The sequence below is a fragment of the Haloprofundus salinisoli genome, assembly GCF_020097815.1.
Lineage (GTDB): Archaea > Halobacteriota > Halobacteria > Halobacteriales > Haloferacaceae > Haloprofundus > Haloprofundus salinisoli.
Map to the genome: position 1 here is coordinate 345374 of NZ_CP083663.1, position 18428 is coordinate 363801.

The window sequence follows — 18428 nt, forward strand, 5'->3', positions numbered from 1 at the left end:
CTACGAGCGAGACTCCGCACGCCCGTCCTTCGCGGAGTCAGAGAACAGCGCACCCAGCAGTTTGGAGAGACCGATCCGGATGTGCTGGTGGAACGTCGGCGCAGACACGCCGAGCGATTCGGCGACGGCCTTCCCGGAGCTGTCGCGCGGCCAGTTGAAGAAGCCGGCGAGGTACGCGGTTTCGAGCACCGCTCGCTGGCGCTCGGTTAGCTCCTCCGACACCGCCGTCTGAATCTGCTGTGCGGACCGGTCGCGGCGGGTCGTCTGCCGCTGTGCGACCACCTCGGCGTCGGGGTACGCCTCTTGTATCGCCTCGCTCAACCGCCACACCTCGGCGTTCGGCGGGAGGTGGACCACGAGGTGGAAGTCGCCGTCCTCGATGGTCGCCTCCTCGATGTAGCCGCCCTGCGAGGCCAGCGTCGAGATGATCGGTGGCTTCGTGAGGTGGAGTTCGAACTGCGCGGACCCCGGGACCTCGCTGATTATCTTGAAGCTCTCGAAGTGGGGGACCTCCTCGACGAGGCCCGGGAGCGAGTCGATCTCCGCTTCGACGACGGTCCCGTAGGCGAGGTAGGAGTCGTCGCCGATGGGGACCACGCGGTCGAAGGTGATGGAACCGCCCGGAATCTCGGAGACGCCGATCTGCTGTAACATCTTCTCGACTCGGAATCGGACCTCGGTGACGTCGTCGCTCATCAGGGCCGCCTTCCGGTCGAGCGCGGCGACGGCGTGGCCGATAATTTCGCCGAGTTGGCGTATCACCGCGTACTCCTCCCCCTCGAAGGCGTACGGCCGCGCGGCGTACACGTTCAACACGCCGTACAGGAGACCCTCGTGGGCGATGGGAATCGCCGCAGACGACTCGAAGCCGTATTCGAGAGCGCGCTCTCGCCAGTGCTCGTAGTCGGGGTTCTCGGGAATCTGCTGGGCGACCTGCACCTCCTGCGTCCGAATCGCCTTTCCCGTCGGTCCGTTGGCCGTTTCGCTCCCATCGGCAGTGATGGTGACGTTGTCGAGGTAGCCCTCGGCGCCGGCTTTGGCCCGTACGGTGACCTCCTGGCTGTTCCGGTCGAGGGAACCGACCCAAGCGAACCGATACGACTCGGAGGCGGCGAGGCGGTCGCAGACCAACTGCTCGATCTCGTCGCGGGTCGACTGCTGAACCAGCGCCTCGTTGATGTCGCGGACGACGGCGTTGAGGTGGTTCAGCGCCGCGAGCTGTTCGCGCTGGTGGGCCAACCGTCGCTCGCGGTTCTGTCGCTCGATCGCGTAGCGGAGCGACCGCTGTAGAAGCGCGCTCGTCAGTTCGTCCTTGACGAGGTACTCCTGTGCGCCCTGCTCGACCGCCTGCAGACCGACCGCCTCGTCCTTCAGTCCGGTCAGAACGACGATGGGCATGTGCGCCGTGTGTTCGAGCACCGTTTCGAGCGTTTCGAGCCCTTGGCTCTCCGGCAGACCGAGGTCCAGCAACACGACGTCGACGTCGCGGCTGTCCAGCAGTTCGAGTCCCGCCGTGAGGCAGTCCGCGCGTCGAAGCGACGGGACGCTATGCGCCTCGCTCGCGCCGTCCTGCGCCGCGGCGCCGATCGGCTCTCGGAGATACTCCTCGATGAGTCTCACGTCGCCCAGATTGTCCTCGATCAGGAGGATGTCGAGTTCGTCTCCGGACATCAGCGTTGATCACACGGAAGCCGGACGATCGAGAGCCAAAACGAGTTGAACGACCGTATCGTCTCGACGAACTCCACCGGGTTGACCGGTTTCGTCAGATACGCGTTCGCGTGCAACTCGTACGACTTCGCCACGTCGGACTCCGCGCCCGAACTCGTCAGGATGATGACCGGCACCTTCGCGAGGTCGGCGTCGCTGCGGATCTCTTCGAGCACCTCGTCGCCGTTCTTCCGCGGGAGGTTGAGGTCCAACAGGACGATGTCCGGACACGGTGCGTCGGCGTACTCGCCGCGTTTGAAGAGGAAGTCGAGCGCTTCGACCCCGTCGGTGACGACGTGGAGTTTGTTCTCTATCTGCCCCTCCTTGAACGCCTCCTCGGTGAGGCGGACGTCGCCCGGGTTGTCTTCGACGAGCAGAATTTCCGCCGGTCTCCCGGCGTCTGATGAGTCACTCATCGGGACTCTCCACCGCCTGCAGAGTAAACGAGAACGTCGACCCCTCGCCGGGTTCCGATTCCACCCAGATGTCGCCGCCGTGACGTTCGACGATGCGTTCGACCAACGCGAGGCCGATACCCGTCCCGTCGTGTCCGTTCTGGGTGTGGAGGCGCTGGAACACCTCGAAGATTCGGTAGGTGTCGTCGGGGTCCATGCCGATTCCTTTGTCACTGACCGAGATGGTCCACTCCCCCCCGTTTCGTTCCGCAGCGACGTTCACTCGTGGGCGTTTGTCCCCGCTGTATTTAATCGTGTTGTCCAGCAGATTCTGGAACACCTGACGCAACTGCCGCTCGTCGCCCTTGACGCGCGGGAGCGACTCCGCCTCGATCTCGGCGTCGCTCTCCTCGATTTTGATCGCGAGGTCGTCGCGGACATCCGCGAGAACCTCGTCGAGGTCGACCGGTTCGAGGGGGTCCTGCTGGGTGGTTATCCGCGAGTACTTCAGCAGGCCGTCGAGCATCTCGCGCATCCGGTCGGCGCCGTCGACGGCGAACTCGATGAACTCCCGTCCGTCCTCGTCGAAATCGTCGGCGTAGCGGCGGTCGATGAGTTGGAGGTACGACGAGATCATCCGCAGCGGCTCTTGCAGGTCGTGGGAGGCGACGTACGCGAACTGCTCCAGTCGCTCGTTGGAGGCTTCGAGCATCCGCTCGTACTCGCGACGCTGGGTGACGTCCTGGGCGACGACCATGCCCGCGAACACTTCGCCTTCGGCGTTTCTCACCGGGAGGGTGTGCGCCAGCAGGTAGCGGTCGTAGAACTCGACCTCGAAGGAGTGCTCCTCGCCGTCGAGCGCCGCCTGGAAGTGCGGTTCGACCTGGTCGACGAGTTCGTCGGGGTAGGTGTCGTAGACGCTGCTTCCGATTCGGTCCTCCGCGCTGAGACCGATTTCGTCCATGAGTTGTCCGCCCGCGGCGGTGTACTCCAGATTGCTGTCGAACAGACCCACCGATCCGCCGGGGAAGTGTTCGACGAGCGTCCGGTATCGGCGTTCGCTCTCTTCGACCCGTCGCTGGTTCTCCCGGCGCTCGGTGATGTCCGTTATCGTGACGACGCCGCGGGTCACCTCGCCGTCGGCGTCCCGAACCGGCATCCCCTGCGCGCTGATGATGCGACGTTCGCCGTCGGCGGCCTCGATTTCGTAGATGTTCGGGTCGGTCACCTCCTCGCCGTCGAGCACCCGCGACATCGCCCACTCGTCGGATTCGACCTCCTCGCCCGACTCCGCCCACACCGCCGGGAACCGCACGTACTCCTCGACGGATTCGGCGTCGAACACGTCGCCGCCCCAGATCTCCTTCGCCGTGTCGTTGGCTTCGACCAGTCGGCCGTCGGCCTCCGCGACGACGACGCCGACGGGGAGCACCTCGAACAGCGACTCCAGTTGGCTCTTGTTCCGCTGTAGTTCCAGTTCGGCGCGTTTGCGCTCCGTGATGTCGGTGAGCGCGCCGGGGAACGTGACGGGGTCGCCGTCCGCGTCGCACTCGACGTGTCCTCGCGCGACCACCCACTGGAGTTCGTCGTCGGCGTTCCGGACGCGGTACTCGGACTCGTACTCCCCGCACGATTCGACGACCTCCTCGATGTCGGCGACGACCCGGTCGCGGTCGTTCTCATGGATGGCCGAGATGAACCGGTCGAGTGACACGCCCTCGCGGGCCGCCTCCGGGTCGACCCCGAACGTCCGCGCGAACGACCGGCCGACGACCATCTCGTCGCGCCGGACGTCCCACTCCCACGTGCCGACCGCGCCGGCGTCGGTCGCCGCCTCCAGTTGGTCTTTCGCCTCGCGCAACTTCCGCTCCTGTGCTTGCTGTTCCGTGACGTCCTGAGCCATCGTCATCCCGGCGAACACTTCGCCTTCCTCGTCGACGATCGGCACCGCGTAGATGCTCCACTCTCGACCGACGTACGACACCTCGATCGACGCTTCCTTCCCGTCGAGCGCCTCTCGCATCGCCGGGCCGAGCACCTCGCCCACGTCGTCCCCCCACGTTTCGCTCGGCGCGTGGTCTTCGACGTCGGTCGGGGAGACCGGGAGGTAGTCGAAGGCTTGCCCAGCCGCGAGCGTGTAGCGGAGGTCGTCGTCGAACAGGGTGACGATGCCGTTCGGGAACGACTCCGCGAGCGTTCGGTAGCGTTGTTCGCTCTGTTCGAGTGCACGTTCGCGCTTCTTTCGGTCGGTGACATCGCGGAAGTAGACGGAGAGTCCCGTTTCCGAGGGGTACGCCCGCACTTCGAACCACGTATCGAGCGGGTCGGGGTAGTACTCCTCGAAAGAGACCGTCTCCTGTTCGTACATTGCCCGCTCGTACTTCGATTTGAACTTTCGACTGGTCGCCTCGGGAAACACCGTCCAGACGTGTTCTCCGACCAGAGTCCGCCCCTCAGGGTTGATTACTTCGTGCGCACGCTCGTTGAGATATGTGAACCGCCACTCCTCGTCGAGCGCGAAGAAGGCGTCGGAGATGCGGCCGTAGATTTCGTCGAGTTCGTGTTGCGTTCGCTCGTTCTCGATGGCCGACGCGAGGATGTTCGCGACGCTTTGGACGAAGCTGGCGTCGTGTTCGGAAAGCTCTCGGCGCTGCGTCGAGTGCACGCCCAGAATCCCCCACGGCCGTTCGACCGAACCGATGATAGCGCTGATACCGCTGACGACGTCGTGGTCGGTCAGCAACCCGGGGCCGGAGAACCGCTCTTCGCTTCGCAGGTCGTCGACGACGACGGGCCGCTCCGTGTTTAGTGTGTATACCGCCTGCGAGGCGCAGTCGGCCGGTACCGTCGTGTTTCCGACGAGCTCGTCCCGCCAGCCCACGCCCTCTCGGAGTACGAGTTCCGCTCCGTCCGGCAGTAGTTCGAGAGCCTCGCAGAACTCGCAGTCCAGCGTCTCGGCGACGGCCGCCGTCGCGTCGCACATCAGCGCGTCGAGGTCGTCTGCTTCGAGCGCACGTTGACCGAGTTCGGCGACGACCTCCTGCTGTCGAATCCGACTGCGGAGTTTCCCGTCGGCCGATGAGCACGAGTCCATTCTAAGAGGGTAGCCGAGGTGAACGCGGTAAAGCTTCTCGATATGTGTTGTTTAGTGTTAGGACAGGTCACGCTGATACTGCCTCCGTTTCGAACGGAAGGCGGCCGATGTGACGGCAGTGCCGGTCGAACTAGGAGGAGGGAAACAGCGCGCTCGTCGTCGGCCGACCCGGGCGCTCGTCGTTCGCGGGTTTTCTGGAGCGTCACCGGCGGTTGGATGCGCCACCCCCTGAAGCGCTCGACGAGCACGACGGCGTCGGAACTCAATCCGACGTAGACTGACGTGAATTTTTATAGGTTGAGCACAATCAGCGTCCAATGCAGGAATCCAGGCCCGCGCGAGAGAGGCGACTCGCGCGCGAAACGAGAAGGGGAGACCGCGCCCAGTCGGAACTCATCGGCGTCGTCCTGTTGTTCGGGTTGGTCGTCGCCGGGACGGCGGCCGTCGTCGCGCTCGGAGGCGTCGCCATCGACGACGCGAAGTCGCACTCCGAGTTCGACCGAGCCGAACAAGTGATGACGCTGTTCGACTCGAAGGCGGCGACGGTCGCACTCGGTGACTCCGAAGTCAAGACCGTCTCGCTGGGCCGCTCCGGCGGCCAGTACGTCGTCGACGAGTCGAGCGGTCGACTCACCATCGTCCACGAGAACTACGACGGCGCAGGAAGCGACGAGACGCTGTACGACGAGCCGCTCGGAGCGGTCGTCTACCATGCCGCTGACGGTGGCACTATCGCCTATCAGGGCGGCGGCGTCTGGTCTGCGCCCGCCGACGGCGGCGCGACGATGGTGTCGCCACCGGAGTTCCACTACCGCGACGGCACGCTCACGCTGCCGGTCGTTCGGGCGACGGGGACGTCCACGACGAGCGGGGCATCGAGCGCACGAATCAAGGCACAGTCGCGCGGAGACCGGGTGTACCCCGATTCGTCGGCGACGTATGGGGAGGATGAAGATGGCGCGCGACGATACGTGAACCCCGTCGAGAACGGCCGCGTCGTCGTCAAGGTTCAGAGCGAATACTATCGCGCGTGGGCCGAGTTCTTCCGAAGTCGAACCGAGGGTGAGGTCGAAGTGTATCCGGGGACACAGACGGCGACGGTGGCACTCGTCACCCTCGGGACGAACGGCGACTTCCGGATGCCCGCCGAGCGCGGGTCCATCGACGTTCGGGGGATGGCCGAACACACCCTCGACGACTTCAGCATCGCGTTGCGCCCCGACGACAGCGACAGCGCGAACTTCAACAACCTGCAGTGGTCGCTCGCTGCCGAGGAGGGAGACCAACAGTTCGAGATTCACCTCAGAAAGACCGGTTCCAGCGGATGTGACATCGCCATCTCGACGTCCGTCTACTACTCCGACGACGGCGGCGACACGTACCACGGGTGGTACGACGACGACGCGTTCACCACTCACTGCGAGGACCTCGACGGCGACGGCGACAACGAGGTGCTGCTGGACGCGGACTTCGTCGACAACGGTGCGAGTCTCACGTACAAAAAACTCCAGAAGAGCGAACTGATGCACTTCAAGCCGGGAGAGCTCCGAGAGAGCGTGACGTTCGACGAGCACGAGGCGGATTCCGGCGAGACGTACACGGCCGGCGAGAACGACGAACTCCCGCTCTCGACGCTCGTCAGCCACTACTTCTCGCTGCTCTCGCCGTCGTTCGAGCTGATCGTCTACGACAAGAACTCCAACACGATAAGCGAGAGCGTCTCCAGCGGCCGTGTCGTCTACAGCGGCGACGAGAACTACGTCACGTACCTGCAGGTGAGCGAGAGCGAAGTCGTCGTCGAACTCGACTGAGGCGGCGAGGCGTCTGCGGCCGGTTCGACTGAGAAGTCGCCGACCGGAGTCGGCCGAACTCGCGTCGGAGAGTTATTCGAACTCGACGGTGAGATACGTCGCGGTCACGTGCACGCGGCCGACCGGAACGTCCGAACACGTCACCGTCGACTCCGCTACACCGGTCAACTCGCACTCGCGGCCGAGTTCGGACTCGAAGTACCGTTCCCAGACGGGCGCTCGCTCCGTCGTCGTGTCGAGCGTGAGCGTCACCGAGGTGGTCGCGTCGGGGAACCGCTCGGTTCCGGCGTGCTCGGCGCGGACTAACACCGTCGTCGACCCGCCGACGTTCGACCGGCCGTCGCCGGGGTTCGTCAGAATCATCGGCACGACGAGAATTCGATCGTCGCCGGTTCCTCGGGACACAAAGTCGGGCTCCCGGAGCATCACCGACCCGCCGCTGGCGTCGGTGCGGATGAGCGCGCCGTTCTCGTAGACGAGTTCCGGCCCCGACCCGGTCCGGAAGAGAATCGGTTGGTAGGACTTCCCCGGGTCGTCGACCGCATCACGCCCCTCGATGTCGACACCGATGGAGTGTGACTGCCCGAGAAGCAGTTGCGATTCGGCGAGTTTGAGTTCGGTCGCCCGACTCGGCGCGTCCTCGTGGTGGATGTCGGCGAGGTTGTCGGCCATCACGTCGAACGCGCGTTCGGCGTTCGTGAATCGCTCCGCGTCGCGGGCGTCCTGCAAGCCGGAAAAGCCGGAGACGTAGACGACGCCGACGGTGCTGGTGATGAGCGCGAAGACGAGGATGAAACTCACCGTCTCGCTGACCGCCCGTGAGCGACGGGTCGACGCGCATCCGCCCCGACGACGGCTACGCATGCTCCACCACCAGTTCTCCGTCCGCGTAGACGATACGCACGTCGCCGCCGCTAACGGAATCGGCGGCGACTGTCGTCCGTGTCGCAAACGAGACGGAGACGGTCACGTCCGGGTTCGACGTCGAGAGGTGAATCATCTCGGTGTCGCCGTCGCCGTCCTCGTCGGCTATCTCGACGACGTAACTCGACCCGACGACGCGCGGGGGGAGCTGCCGGGCGAGTCGCACCCTCCCCGACGGCGCGGAGCGAACCAGCGCGTCGGCCGTTTCGAGGTCCGCGGCCAGTTGCTGGCCGACGACGCGGAGTTCGTTTTCGAGCGTCCGGTCGCGCTGGTCCTCCACGAGTCCGCCGCCGGCGACGAGCAGCCCCGAGATGAGGATGCCTGTGATGCCGAGCGCGAGCACGTACGACAGCGTCGTCGACACCGCGCGGTCAGTATTGGATGCCGCCGCGCGGTCGGTCCGCATCGGTGACGACCAGAGCGAGCGCTGACTACGCACCGGCCTCCCCCGGGGCGACCCGTAGCGTCGTCTCGTAGTCGAGGTTCGACGAGTAGTACGCGAGGTCGACGGTCACAGCGTAGACGACCTCCTTCGAGTTGGGGACCGCCTGGACGCTCCCCTCGTCGACGACGAAGCGATAAGTTCCGCTGACCGCGTCGCCGTTTTCGTACGACACGTCGTAGATGGCCGACTCGTCGAAGAACTCCAGCGCCGGGCACGGTTCGCCGCCGACGGTAGCCGACGTGAGGTCGACGGTGACGGACTCGTCGACGGACGCGCCGTCGTACAGCGCGCAACGTTCGGTTTCTTCGACTTCGCCCGATAGCGTGGTGACTTCGACGCGCAGGTCGTCGTCGCCGACGCGCAGGAGACGGACGCGATGGGTGTCGCCGCCGCCGACGAACTCGGTGGCGAACGGGTCTCCCGACTCGGTGGCTAGCGAGCCGATTTGCACTCGCTGCTCGAACGCGCGGAGGCCGTCGACGTTCGTGGCGACGGACCAGTCGGCCGTCGTCGTTCCGTCGGCGAAGAAATTCCCCTCAGTCGACTGCTCGGCGGCCGTTCCGTCTGTTCTCGACACGTAGGAAACGCGCACCGCACGGCCGTTGCGGACGCTGTAGTTGCCGACTTGGCTGTTGAGTTCCGCCACCCCGTTCTCGACGGCGGTGGGGTCGACCGACGCTCGATTCCGATTCTCGTACTCTATGAGTCCGGCGACGCCCGCCTCGACGTCGGCGCGGGTGTCGAGCACCGCCGCCCCGCCCGCCGCGTCGGTGCTGCGCGTCGCGAGGTTCTCCGTGTAGATGGCGGAGTTGAGGATGAGCGAGAGCGCGACGAAGACGACGGCCAGCGAGAGCGCGCCGACGAGGAACAACTGCGCTCTGTCGCGGAGCGCCGAGTCGTCGGGGTGGTCGTCGGCACCGTCGAACCGACTCACATCCGCCACACGACCACCTCCACTCTGAGAACGCTGTAGACGCCGCTGTCGGTTCCGTCGACGTTCTCGGCGTAGAAGTTCGAGCCGTCTATCTGCGTCTCCGGCTCTGTCGGTTCGGCGACACCGTCGTCGTCCTCATCGTCGTACAGCACCGCATCGTCGTACAGCGTGACGAGGTGCGTTGCCATCGCCGCGTTGTCGCTCGGTTCGCCTTGATAGAAGAGACGCTGGCGGCGCTCGTCGCCCGCGGCGGTGTGATAACGGACATAGACGTTCGCGGCGACGCCGCGGTCACCGAACGTCGAGCGGAGCATCCGTCCGAACTCGGTGGGCGGATAGCCGCCGGTGTAGTACGCCTCGTTGGTCGCCCCGCGGAACTCACGGTCGCCGTCGCCGTCGCCGTCGCCCCACAGTAGCAACGTCCGTTCGAGCGCACCGGAGTCGGCGGCGGCGGTGAGCAACCCCTCGGCCGTCGCCTGCTGTTGGTTCTCGATGTGCTGGCTGGACGTACTCGCCGACAGCGGCGTCACCGCCGTCACCTGCAGCGCGAAGATGACGCTCGTGAGCAGAATCATCGCCGACAACACCGCTTCGAGCGTGTGCGCTTGGCCGCGGTCAGTTCCGCATTCGCGGTTCACCACACGCGCACCTCCAGTTGTGCGGGGTCGCCCGCGAACGAGACGGTTCGCCACGCCACGACGACCGAGTTGGTGTCGGTCGGCGGCGTATCGCCGTCCTCGAATCGGTGATCGCAGCCGCTGGCACTGGCCGCGACGACGCGCCGTTCGTTCTCGTCCCAGCAGAGACGTTCGACGCCGTCACCGGTCCAGTCACCGTCGAGAGTGACGTTCAGACGCACGTCGGCGGCGACGCCGACGCGCTCGTTCAACGACGTGCCGTCGAATCCACAGTCGGGGTCGCTGGCCACCGGCGCATCGAAGAACACCGCCGCGCACTCGCCGTCGACGCGGTACGGAGTTCCGGGGGCGCTCAGCGTCCCACCGACGAGGTTCGACGCCACTCTGTCGGCGACGACGGTGTCCTCCTGCCCCCCGTCGGCGAACGGCGCGAGCATCGACGGGACGAACGCGACGACGAACGCGACGGTGAGCAGGAAGACGCCCGCGCCGATGGCGAAGTCGATAGTCGTCTGCGCGCGGGGATCGCGTCGAAGCGCCCGGTCTTCGGGGCGCAGACTCATCCGACCACCACCCACACCGCGAGCGCGATGGTCTGGAGCACGACGACGAACTTGACGCCGGAGATGATGTCGGCGTCGCGGATGTAGCCGCTGATGAACGCCGAGAGGACGGCCTGGAGGGTGACCGCGTGGAAGAACAGGACGGAGAGCACGTTAGTGTCGACGCCGCCGCCGAAGCTCATGCCGCCGGCGCTCTGTCCGCCCCCGCCCTGCGTCAGCCCCGACATCACGTCGAGGAACTGCGTCTTGAGGATGGCCATCACCGCCAACAGCGTGAGGTAGGTCATGATGATGATGACCACCTGCATCCGTGCGCGCGACTTCCGCTCGCGGTCGATGTCGTCCTGGTTTTCCGACGCTTGGGCCGCCGTCGTCAGCACGTCGGTAATCTGGCTGGACGCCTCCTGGGCCTTCGTGATGAGCTTGACCGTCCGCGCCAGTCGCGGGATGTGGTACTTGTTGTTGAACTCGACGAGCGCCTCCTTGAGGCTCATCCCGTAGTGGACCTTCGCGTACATAACGTCGAACTCGTCGGCGAGTTTCCCCGACGAGGTGTCCGACACCGTCTTGACCGATTCGAGCAGCGTCTGGCCGGTGTCGTTGGCGCTCGACAGTTTCCGGAGGTTGTCGGAGAGCTTGCCGACGACGGCGTTGCGCGAGTAAACGTTCCACGTGTGGAACACGGCGAGGGGAACGGCGACGATGTACGACGGAACGTACCACCAGACGAACGTCCCCCAGACGGGTTGGGCGACCATGCCGTCCCACGACAGCGGCGCGACGCCGTTGGCCGCCGAGACGCCGATGACGACGGCGGCGACGGGGAGCGTGAAGACGAGCGTGAAAAGCGGGTTGTCGCGGAAGAAGATGTGCGGCTGTTTCAGCAACTCCTTGGTCTTGAACGTCCCCTCGCGATTTTTCACGCGGTCGAAGAGGCTGTACTCGCCGACGAAGCTCTCGACGAGACCGAGGTGAACCAGCCCCTCCTTGTTGGTCTCGGCGAGTCGGTCGCTGCTGTCGGCCGGGTTGAGATAGCCGTCGCCGACCTCGTCCTGCTTCACCGTCGAGACGAGGACGAGGAAGCCGACGCCCGTCAGCGGGATGAGTCCGTACACGGTCGCGTACAGGAGCATGTCGTCGGCGTTGCCGAGCATGCTCATGATGACGAGGATGATGATGAGAAGCAGCGGGAACAGCGAGAGCGTCATGTACATCTCGCCGAACAGCTCCAGTGTTTCGAGCGTCAACTCCTGTTGCTGCTTGGCGGTGCGCATGTGCTTGTCCTTCTTGTCGTCGAGGAACTGCTGCATGTTGCCGCCGGAGTTGACGATGGAGAGCATGTCGGTGAGAAACTGCGAGAGCTCGTCGCTCGGCGTCTCCATCGCCTGCTTCTGGATAGCGCTTCGATAGTCGGTGCCGAAGTACTCGGTCTCCTGGACGATGCTTCTGAACTCGCGGGCGACTTCGCCGTACGTGTCCTCGGCCATCGCCATCGACTCCAGAATCTCCAGTTGGTTCAGCCCGCCCACGGAGAGCGCGTACATAAACGAGATGGAGTCGGAGAGGAGCATGTCTATCTCGCGTTTTCGAGCGGAGGCGGTGGAGTACGGAATCGCCAGTAGCGTGCCGAAGCCGAGGCCGAAACCGACCGAACCGAACACCAGTCCCGTGATGCCGACGGCGGCGGGCATCTTCATCGCCTCCAGGAGGTCGACGAGCGTCGGATTCGGGATGCGCGCGCCGAGCGAGAGCATCTCCGTGTTGACGATGCCAAACTGGAACAGCGCGTAGCCGAGTATCGTCCCGAGGAACCACAGCGCGAGCCCCGCGAGTACGCCGACGGCCAGCGCCTGCGAGATGTACAGTTCGACCGTCGTCGTCGCGCGCGCCTGCGAGAGTTTCTCTTCCACGTCGGCGACGAAGTCGCCCTCGGGGTCGAACAGCCACGTGAACAGCGGGTAGAAGGCGTCGCCGAGTTTCTCGCCGGCGTTGGCGCTGCCCGCGCCGCTCGACCCGGTGTCGAGGCTCATTCGCCGCCCTCGTCGGTCGACGCCGCGTCACGGGCCGACTGCCCGAAGTCCCATCCGTCGTCCGCGCCGGAGCCGTGCTCGTCGCTCGCGCCATCAGACGCCCCGGCGTCGCTCTCCCCGTCTACGTCCTCGTTCTGGGTGTCGACGGTTGTGGCCTCGTCGTCGTCAGGCGTCGAATCGTCGTTAGACAGCTGGTCGTCGTCCGCCGTCGACGTCGCCGAATCCGCAGCGTCTCCAGAGTTCGCAGCGTCCGTCAAATCCGCAGCGTTCGCAGCGTCCGTCGAATCCCCGGCCTCCGCGGACTCGCCGTCGGTGAGCGCCGGGACGTCGCCGTCGCGTTCGTCGCCGTCCGCGAGTTCCGGGTTCGCTTCGGCGGCGTCGAGTTCGGGGTTCTCGTCTGCTTCGCCGAGCGCCGGACCGTCAACCGCCGGCGATTCGTCGGTCGGCGTCGACGGCGTGGCAGTCACGTCCGCCGCGGATTCGACGCCCGAGAGCGCGTCAGCGATGCTTCCGACCGGTTCGCCGCGGTAGTCGTCGAACAGTTCCTCCTCCGCGCGCTCGAGAATCTCTCGGGCCTCCGCCAGCGTCTCCGCGTCGGGGTCGGGACGGGGCACCATCTCCTCCTTCTCGGGGTCGATGTCGATGAGCACCGACTCCATCTCGCGGAGGTCTTCGAGGCTCTTCTCCAGCCCGTCTTCGGCCATCAGCGTGAGGATGGTCTCGGGGTCGTTGATGAACGCCTGGAACGTCGCCGCGACCTGCGTGTAGGTGTTCAGCCCGCGGTCGATGAGATAGGCGAGAACGACCTGTCGCTTGAAGATCTCGGACTGCAGCGTCTCCTCGGACCACCCGCGGTCGAACTTGATCTCGTCGAGCGTGTTCGAGTCGCCCATCAGCAGGAACTCGTCGTCCTCGGCCTGCCACTGGTAGACGTCCTGGACGTTGATCTCGTCGTTTTCGGCGTCGTAATGGTTGATCTCGGTGAGCGACTTGTTCCGGCGGACCTTGTTGCCCTGCACTCGCGTCGAACTCTGAATCGAGACGAGGTCCAAAGCCGAGAACATCGTCTTCGAGACGTTGATAGGTTCTGTCGTGAAGCGTTTGAGCACCTCGCCGACGGAGTCGGCGTGGAACGTCGTGTACGTCGTGTGCCCCGTCGACATGACCTGAAACAGCGTCCGGCCCTCCTCACCTCGAATCTCGCCCATCACGATGTAGTCGGGGCGCTGTCGGAGCGCGGCCTCCAGCAGGTCGAACTCGTCGACATCACCGCCGTTGTCGTCCGAAAAGGAGGGTCGGGTGACCGACGCGATCCAGTTGCGCTGCGGGAGTTCGACCTCGCGGGTGTCCTCGATGGAGACGATCTTCGTGTTCGAGGGGATGAAAAGCGAGACGGCGTTGAGGCTCGTCGTCTTTCCGGACGCCGTACCCCCGGCGAAGATGAGCGACTTGTGGTTCTCGATGCAGAGCCACAGGAAGGCCATCTCGTCGAGCGAGAACGTGTGCCAGCAGATGAGGTCGATGGGCGTGAACGGGACGTCCTTGAACTGCCGGATGGTGTAGTTCGTCCCGTGATCGGACACCTCCCGGCCGAGCGTCAACTGCGCCCGCGAGCCGTCGGGGAGCGTCGCGTCGACCTGCGGGCGACGCTTCGAGATGCCTTTCCCGGAGCGCTGGGCGAGTTTTACGACGAAGTCGTCCAACTCGGTTTCGTCGTGGTAGACGTTCGTGATTATCTGCTCGTAGTCGCCGTGGTAGACGAACACCGGCGAGTTGTAGCCGTCGCAGGAGATGTCCTCGACGTTGATGTCGTGTTTGATGCCGTCGATGCGCTCGTAGCCGATGAAATCCCGCGTGAGGAAGTTGAGCAGTTTCTCGACCTGGTACTCGGTGAGGTCGGCGTCGTCGTCGGCCAATACGGCGGGTTCGGGGCGGGCGGCGATGCCGTCGAGTCCGGCGCTCTCGCGTTCGAGCGGTCGATAGCCGAGCAGTCGGACGAGCTTACCCGCGACACCCTCGTCGTCGCCGGAGATGCCGAGACGGTCGGCGAGCGTGTTCGCAAACGGCTCCGTCCGTTCGCGGCTGTAGAGGTCGTAGCGCTCCAACAGCTCGTACGTCTGGTCTTCGATGACCCGTCGACGGTGATCGTCGCCGCCGACCACGTCGTCGTCGGCGTACTTGATGGCCGTCCGGAGCTTCCCCGTGAGATACTCCGCCAACTCCGTCTCCAATCGGTTCATGTACGGCTGAACGAGGTAGTACTTGTCCTCGTTCTCCTTCGTGGAGTGGAAGATGACGACGAACGCGTACGGTTTGTTCACCCAGTAGCGTTCGACCTCCTCGAAGTGCGTCTTCTTCGCCATCGGCACCGCCTTTTCGAGGTCGTAGCGGTTGGCGACCGTCGTCGTTCCCGCGTCCGTCGAGAAGAACTCGTCCTCGTCGAAATCCCCTCTCGTGTTGACGGTGCGCTCTTCGATGAGCGCCTCCAGCTCGTCGGCGCGGTCGCTCAGATGCGAGATGGTGTTCTCGATGTAGTCGGGGTCGTGGCCCAGCGCGTCGATCGGATCGAACCGCTCGATCTCGCCGTCGGTGTCTCGCGGGCGGCTGCCGTCGTCCTCGTAGTAGTACTCCCGCTTGTAGTGCTCCCAGATGTACTCGTCCTTGACGACCGGGGTCGTCTCGGGGTCGCAGAACGACTCGAATATCTCGTGGAGCGTCTCGGCGTTGCCGCCGGCCAGCCCTACGCGCGAGTCGATGTCGTCGGGGTGAAAGCCCAGAAACGACACCGGGTCGAGCGGGATGCGGTCCCAGTCCGCACCCAGCGGTTTCGTCTGTACGTCCTCGTCGTCCTCCCAGCGGTCGGTGCCCGGCGCGGGTCGAAGCCCCCGATAGAGGTCGTCGGCCGCTCCCGGCGGCCCGTACTCGTCGAGGTACTCAGCCCACGTGTACTCCCCCACGGCGGCCGGGCGACGCGCCTCGGAATCCGACGCGCCCTCGCCGGCGTCGTCGAACTGCCCGGAGTCCGAGTCGACTGCGTCGTCGATAGCCATTGAGGGTGAGTTGTGTTCATTATTGAAAAGTGCTTCCACCAATTAACTCTCAAATACTTTGGACTAATTACGTGTGTTCGGAGACAGCCGTTTGCCAAAAATGACTTCCGAGTGGCTCTAAGCCCCGCAAATCGGATTTCGGGAGATAACCGTTTCTCGCATCGGGACCGGGACCGGCACAGGCCAACAGGGGAAACAGCGCGTTCGACAGCGTCGAGTGATAAACTGGATGCCGAGATAGCAAACGCGATGAGAGACGGGGGTTCGTGCTCTCGTCTCCGCGCAGAAGCGACGTCAATCGTACTTGAGACCCACGTCGACCGCGGAGCTCCGGTTTAAAACTGTCTCTCAACACACCTGTCGAGAGACGGTGGACGAACACACTGTGATGGCGACTGGATACGACGCATCCGAAAACAGCGTCACTCGACCGCTCGACGAGAAACGAGAGCGTGGTTCGTATCCGACATGATTCGATATCGACTCCGCTCACCACGCCACCGAGCGTGGTGGGAGTGAGCAAACGCGGAGCGTTTGCGAACTACGCCACGAGAGCGAACGCAGTAAGCAAGCGTGGCGGGATTCGAACCACGGTCGGACGTGCTCGCTTCGCTGCGCACGACCTCCCTGATTCGAATCCCATACGCGTCACTCTTCGGCCTCACTGCGTTCGGCACGAAGAGCGGGCGTGGTGGGATTCGAACCCACGATCTAGAGGTTAGGAACCTCTCGCCCTATCCGCTAGGCCACACGCCCCGACGCCGATTCGTCGTCGTCGCTGAAAAGCGTGCGCTTCGGCGGTGAAAATGATGCCCGACGAGGCGGGCAGGAGGTTAGTTGCTGCTCTGCTCGGTCGCTTCGTTGTTCGTCTGCGTCGACGTGGTCGACGTAGACGGCGAGGAGGCCGACGTCGTCCCCTCGGTCGAGTCGTCGGAGGAACCGTCCATCTCCTGCAGTTCCTCCTCGATCTCTTCGCGTCCTTTTTTGAACTCCCCCATTGCCTGGCCGGTCGAGCGCGCGAGCTTCGGCAGCTTGTTCGCGCCGAACAGCAGGACGATGATGAGGAGGATGATGAGCATTTCGGGCCCCCCCGGAAGCGCCCCGAACAGTGGTATTGCGGTGTCGAACATCTCTACTCCTGCTTAACTCTGTAGCAGTTATAGGCTTTTTGCTCAGGAAATCCAGCCCGTTCGGTGACAGAAATCCGCCGCACGATGGCGTTTGGGACCCGGACGGCGTCGATTGCGACGCCGCAGCCCGGGGCGGCGCGCCGCCGGCGCGGTGTCGACCTCTTCGATAGCCCAAACGGTACCTCAAGCGCAACCCTCATCCGCCTCTGTTACTTTCGGCGACTATGGTCGACGTAGGAGACGACGCCCCGGAGTTCACCGTCCCGCTGGCCGACGGCGACGTGAGTTCGTTCACGCTCTCGGAGCGACTCGACGAGACACCGCTGGTGTTTGTGTTCTTCCCAGCGGCGTTCACGGGCACGTGTACGAGCGAGATGAACACCTTCCGCGACCGGATCGACGCCTTCGACTCCGTCGACGCGCACGTTTACGGTGTCAGCATTGACACGCCCTTCGCGCTCAACGAGTTCCGTCGACAGAACGACCTGAACTTCCCGCTTTTGAGCGATACGAACCGCACGCTCATCGACCGCTACGACGTCTCCATGGACTTCGCCTCTCTCGGCGTCGAAAACGTCGCCAAACGCGCCGTGTTCGTCGTCGACGAGGAGAGAACGGTGACGTACAAGTGGGTCAGCGACGACCCCGGCATCGAACCGAACTACGAGGAGATTCAGACCGCCGCGGCCGACGCCGCCGACTGAGTTCACGGCCCTCCCTCTGTGCGATGAGGCGGCACACCGAAAGTAAGTTCTTTTCCGCTCCCGAGCGTTGGGTCGGACATGAGTAGTGACGCGAGCGTCGACCCCAAAGACACGACCGACGGGGGACGGGAGTACGACCCGGAAGCCGACCACGCCTACCCCGACGAGAAACTGAACGAGATCCTTCCCGAGCTGCTTGACGACCCGGAAGTGACGACGTATCTGGAGGCGCAGAACGTCAACGCAGTCACGCGGAAGGGGTACAACGACCACGGGACGAAGCACATCGAAATCGTCCGCAACCGCGCGCTGCGCCTGTACGACCTGCTCAAACGCGGCGGCGTCGGGTTCAACGGCGCGCGCCAGCAGGGACTCGACGAGGCGGACGAACCCGTCATCGTGGCGCTCGCGGCGACGCTGCACGACATCGGCCACATCGTCCACCGCGACGAACACGCCTACTACTCGATTCCGCTCGCGGCGGACCTCCTCGACCGCTTCCTCCCGCAGTTCTACGAGACGCCGAGCGTCGTCCGGATGAAGGCCGAGGTGCTCCACGCCATCCTCTGTCACCACACCGAGGAGGACCCGCTGACCCACGAAGCGGGCGTCATCCGCATCGCAGACGCGCTCGACATGGAACGCGGCCGGTCGCGCATCCCCTACGAGAAGGGTGGCCGCGGCATCAACACGCTCTCTAGCCAGGCAATCAGCAGTGTCGCGCTCGAGGAGGGTGGCGACGTGCCCGTTCTCGTCGAGATCGAGATGATAAACGCGGCGGGTGTTTACCAGGTCGACAACCTACTGAAGGCGAAGATGCAGAACTCCCGACTGGAGAACGACATTCGTATCGTCGCTGTGAACACGAAAGCCGACGACCAACTCGTCGAACGCATCGAACTCTGAGCCCAGCAGAAATTCGTCAAACGCGTCTATCACGGTCGTTTACCGTGCGAACTAGCCGCTAACGCGTCCGGTATGCGGTCATTTATCCGTCTCC

14 protein-coding genes and 1 tRNA gene are annotated in these 18428 nt (G+C 64.6%); 3 read left to right on the forward strand and 12 right to left on the reverse strand.

Annotated elements, in window-relative coordinates:
* The 3 genes from LAQ73_RS01865 to LAQ73_RS01875 are packed head-to-tail and all read right to left on the reverse strand — an operon-like array spanning nucleotide 1 to nucleotide 5199.
* Nucleotides 1–1671 carry a bacterio-opsin activator domain-containing protein gene (locus tag LAQ73_RS01865; RefSeq protein WP_224269562.1) on the reverse strand — a complete coding sequence of 557 codons (1671 nt, stop codon included), beginning with the start codon at nucleotides 1669–1671 and terminating at the stop codon, nucleotides 1–3.
* Nucleotides 1671–2126 carry a response regulator gene (locus tag LAQ73_RS01870; protein WP_224269563.1) on the reverse strand — a complete coding sequence of 152 codons (456 nt, stop codon included), beginning with the start codon at nucleotides 2124–2126 and terminating at the stop codon, nucleotides 1671–1673. The genes LAQ73_RS01865 and LAQ73_RS01870 overlap by 1 nt, the downstream gene beginning before the upstream one ends.
* The gene (locus LAQ73_RS01875; protein WP_224269564.1) at nucleotides 2119–5199 is read right to left on the reverse strand and encodes a PAS domain-containing protein; all 3081 of its coding nucleotides are present in this window, start codon (nucleotides 5197–5199) and stop codon (nucleotides 2119–2121) included. Before LAQ73_RS01875 ends, LAQ73_RS01870 begins: the two co-directional genes overlap by 8 nt.
* A gap of 317 nt (nucleotides 5200–5516) precedes the next feature.
* On the opposite strand from LAQ73_RS01875, the gene LAQ73_RS01880 reads away from it, so the two are divergent.
* The gene (locus LAQ73_RS01880) at nucleotides 5517–7010 is read left to right on the forward strand and encodes a DUF7289 family protein (RefSeq protein ID WP_224269565.1); all 1494 of its coding nucleotides are present in this window, start codon (nucleotides 5517–5519) and stop codon (nucleotides 7008–7010) included.
* Between the two features lie 72 nt (nucleotides 7011–7082).
* On the opposite strand, the gene LAQ73_RS01885 is transcribed toward LAQ73_RS01880, so the two are convergent.
* The 9 genes from LAQ73_RS01885 to LAQ73_RS01925 all read right to left on the reverse strand — a co-directional run bounded on the left by LAQ73_RS01885 (nucleotide 7083) and on the right by LAQ73_RS01925 (nucleotide 16724).
* Nucleotides 7083–7874, reverse strand: coding sequence for a DUF7289 family protein (locus LAQ73_RS01885; protein WP_224269566.1), 792 nt, complete (start codon nucleotides 7872–7874; stop codon nucleotides 7083–7085).
* Nucleotides 7867–8340 (reverse strand): DUF7266 family protein, encoded by a 474-nt coding sequence (locus LAQ73_RS01890; protein ID WP_224269567.1) that lies wholly within the window; start codon nucleotides 8338–8340, stop codon nucleotides 7867–7869. The genes LAQ73_RS01885 and LAQ73_RS01890 overlap by 8 nt, the downstream gene beginning before the upstream one ends.
* Nucleotides 8341–8365: 25 nt before the next feature.
* The gene (locus LAQ73_RS01895) at nucleotides 8366–9313 is read right to left on the reverse strand and encodes a DUF7261 family protein (protein WP_224269568.1); all 948 of its coding nucleotides are present in this window, start codon (nucleotides 9311–9313) and stop codon (nucleotides 8366–8368) included.
* Nucleotides 9310–9954, reverse strand: a complete 645-nt coding sequence (locus tag LAQ73_RS01900) for a DUF7288 family protein (RefSeq protein WP_224269569.1) — start codon at nucleotides 9952–9954, stop codon at nucleotides 9310–9312. Before LAQ73_RS01900 ends, LAQ73_RS01895 begins: the two co-directional genes overlap by 4 nt.
* The gene (locus tag LAQ73_RS01905) at nucleotides 9948–10514 is read right to left on the reverse strand and encodes a DUF7287 family protein (protein WP_224269570.1); all 567 of its coding nucleotides are present in this window, start codon (nucleotides 10512–10514) and stop codon (nucleotides 9948–9950) included. Before LAQ73_RS01905 ends, LAQ73_RS01900 begins: the two co-directional genes overlap by 7 nt.
* Nucleotides 10511–12544, reverse strand: a complete 2034-nt coding sequence (locus LAQ73_RS01910; RefSeq protein ID WP_224269571.1) for a type II secretion system F family protein — start codon at nucleotides 12542–12544, stop codon at nucleotides 10511–10513. Before LAQ73_RS01910 ends, LAQ73_RS01905 begins: the two co-directional genes overlap by 4 nt.
* Nucleotides 12541–15594 (reverse strand): ATPase, T2SS/T4P/T4SS family, encoded by a 3054-nt coding sequence (locus tag LAQ73_RS01915; RefSeq protein ID WP_224269572.1) that lies wholly within the window; start codon nucleotides 15592–15594, stop codon nucleotides 12541–12543. The genes LAQ73_RS01910 and LAQ73_RS01915 overlap by 4 nt, the downstream gene beginning before the upstream one ends.
* A 683-nt stretch (nucleotides 15595–16277) precedes the next feature.
* Nucleotides 16278–16350 (reverse strand) — tRNA-Arg (locus tag LAQ73_RS01920).
* Nucleotides 16351–16427: 77 nt separating this feature from the next.
* A complete protein-coding gene (locus LAQ73_RS01925) occupies nucleotides 16428–16724 on the reverse strand; it encodes a Sec-independent protein translocase subunit TatA/TatB (RefSeq protein ID WP_224269573.1) in 297 nt (98 codons plus the stop codon).
* A gap of 224 nt (nucleotides 16725–16948) precedes the next feature.
* On the opposite strand from LAQ73_RS01925, the gene LAQ73_RS01930 reads away from it, so the two are divergent.
* Together LAQ73_RS01930 and LAQ73_RS01935 are read left to right on the forward strand one after the other, a co-directional pair.
* Nucleotides 16949–17428, forward strand: coding sequence for a redoxin domain-containing protein (locus LAQ73_RS01930; protein ID WP_224269574.1), 480 nt, complete (start codon nucleotides 16949–16951; stop codon nucleotides 17426–17428).
* 78 nt (nucleotides 17429–17506) lie between these two features.
* Nucleotides 17507–18334, forward strand: a complete 828-nt coding sequence (locus tag LAQ73_RS01935) for an HD domain-containing protein (RefSeq protein WP_224269575.1) — start codon at nucleotides 17507–17509, stop codon at nucleotides 18332–18334.
* The last annotated feature ends 94 nt before the right edge of the window (nucleotides 18335–18428 follow it).

What these genes read in the sequence shown, in the direction of transcription:
- LAQ73_RS01865 (WP_224269562.1), bottom strand. Translation starts at nt 1,671, where the DNA reads ATGTCCGGAGACGAACTCGACATCCTCCTGATCGAGGACAATCTGGGC.
- LAQ73_RS01870 (WP_224269563.1), bottom strand. Translation starts at nt 2,126, where the DNA reads ATGAGTGACTCATCAGACGCCGGGAGACCGGCGGAAATTCTGCTCGTC.
- LAQ73_RS01875 (WP_224269564.1), bottom strand. Translation starts at nt 5,199, where the DNA reads ATGGACTCGTGCTCATCGGCCGACGGGAAACTCCGCAGTCGGATTCGA.
- LAQ73_RS01880 (WP_224269565.1), top strand. Translation starts at nt 5,517, where the DNA reads ATGCAGGAATCCAGGCCCGCGCGAGAGAGGCGACTCGCGCGCGAAACG.
- LAQ73_RS01885 (WP_224269566.1), bottom strand. Translation starts at nt 7,874, where the DNA reads ATGCGTAGCCGTCGTCGGGGCGGATGCGCGTCGACCCGTCGCTCACGG.
- LAQ73_RS01890 (WP_224269567.1), bottom strand. Translation starts at nt 8,340, where the DNA reads ATGCGGACCGACCGCGCGGCGGCATCCAATACTGACCGCGCGGTGTCG.
- LAQ73_RS01905 (WP_224269570.1), bottom strand. Translation starts at nt 10,514, where the DNA reads ATGAGTCTGCGCCCCGAAGACCGGGCGCTTCGACGCGATCCCCGCGCG.
- LAQ73_RS01910 (WP_224269571.1), bottom strand. Translation starts at nt 12,544, where the DNA reads ATGAGCCTCGACACCGGGTCGAGCGGCGCGGGCAGCGCCAACGCCGGC.
- LAQ73_RS01915 (WP_224269572.1), bottom strand. Translation starts at nt 15,594, where the DNA reads ATGGCTATCGACGACGCAGTCGACTCGGACTCCGGGCAGTTCGACGAC.
- LAQ73_RS01925 (WP_224269573.1), bottom strand. Translation starts at nt 16,724, where the DNA reads ATGTTCGACACCGCAATACCACTGTTCGGGGCGCTTCCGGGGGGGCCC.
- LAQ73_RS01930 (WP_224269574.1), top strand. Translation starts at nt 16,949, where the DNA reads ATGGTCGACGTAGGAGACGACGCCCCGGAGTTCACCGTCCCGCTGGCC.
- LAQ73_RS01935 (WP_224269575.1), top strand. Translation starts at nt 17,507, where the DNA reads ATGAGTAGTGACGCGAGCGTCGACCCCAAAGACACGACCGACGGGGGA.